General features: G+C 77.0%; 1 protein-coding gene. It reads right to left on the minus strand.

Annotated elements, in window-relative coordinates; all coding sequences use genetic code 11:
• On the minus strand, nt 1-1,393 hold a 1,393-nt coding region (locus MY526_RS26925), incomplete at both ends, for a DEAD/DEAH box helicase (RefSeq protein ID WP_436705488.1).

A 1,393-nucleotide genomic window follows, 5' to 3' on the forward strand; every position in this document is an offset into this window, starting at 1 on the left:
TGGCCTCCGACTTGCCGCCACCGGAGCGACGCCGCCGGCCGCCGCCCTGGCCCTGCGGCTGGGGCGCCGGCGCGGGGGCGGGCTCGACGTGGGGCGCCGCGGGGCCGGTCAGCGCGGTGATCTCGCGGGCGCCCGGCTTGACCGCGGTGACCTCCGGCGCGATGCCGGCCTGGCGGGTGAGGGTGCGGACCTCCCCGGCCTGGTCGGGCGTGGCGATGGTGACGACGGTGCCGCCGGCGCCGGCGCGGGCGGTGCGCCCGGAGCGGTGCAGGTAGGCCTTGTGCTCGGCCGGCGGGTCGACGTGGACCACGATCGCGACGTCGTCGACGTGGATGCCGCGGGCGGCGATGTCGGTCGCGCAGAGCACGCGGGTCTCCCCGCTGCTGAACGCCTCCAGGTTGCGCTCGCGGGCGTTCTGGCTGAGGTTGCCGTGCAGGTCGACGGCGGGCACGCCGGCCGCGGTCAGCTGCTTGGCCAGCTTCTTGGCCTGGTGCTTGGTGCGGGTGAACAGCACGCTGCGGCCCAGGCCGGACGCGAGCTCCTTCACCACGGCGGCCTTGTCGGCGGCGTCCACCCGGAACACGTGGTGGGTCATCGTGGAGACCGGCGCGACGGCGGGGTCGACCGAGTGCGTGGTCGGTGCCGACAGGTACCGCTTGACCAGCACGTCGACGCCGTTGTCCAGCGTGGCGGAGAACAGCAGCCGCTGGCCGGTCTTCGGCGTCCGGTCCATGAGCCGCTTGACGCCGGGCAGGAAGCCCAGGTCGGCCATGTGGTCGGCCTCGTCGAGGATGGTGACCTCGACCGCCGAGAGGTCGGCGTGGCCCTGCCCGATGAGGTCCTCGAGCCGGCCGGGGCAGGCGATGAGCACGTCGATGCCGGCGGCCAGGGCCTGCACCTGCGGGTTCTGGCCGACGCCGCCGAAGACGACGGTGGCGCGCATGCCGAGCGCGGTGGCCAGCGGGTCGACGACGGCGTGCACCTGGTTGGCCAGCTCGCGGGTCGGCACGAGCACCAGGGCGCGGGGGCGCCGGGGCTGGCGCCGCGTCGTCGAGGCGGCCAGGCGGGCGACCAGCGGCAGGCTGAAGGCCAGCGTCTTGCCCGAGCCGGTGCGGCCGCGGCCGAGGACGTCGCGCCCGGCGAGGGTGTCGGGGAGCGTCGCCACCTGGATGGGGAACGGCGCGGTGATGCCGCTGGCGGTCAGCACCTCGACGAGCGGGGCGGGGACGCCGAGCTCGGCGAAGGTGGTGTCGGTGGGCAGCACGGTGGCGACGTCGCCGGCCGGGACGACGGGCGCGGGCACCGGGTCGGACTGCGGGCGGGTCTGCCCGCCGGCCGGCTGCTGGGCGGCGGGGCGCTCCGGCGCACCGGTGGCCGGCCGGCCGCGGCCGCG

It is taken from the genome of Geodermatophilus sp. CPCC 205761 (assembly GCF_051383655.1).
GTDB lineage: Bacteria > Actinomycetota > Actinomycetes > Mycobacteriales > Geodermatophilaceae > Geodermatophilus.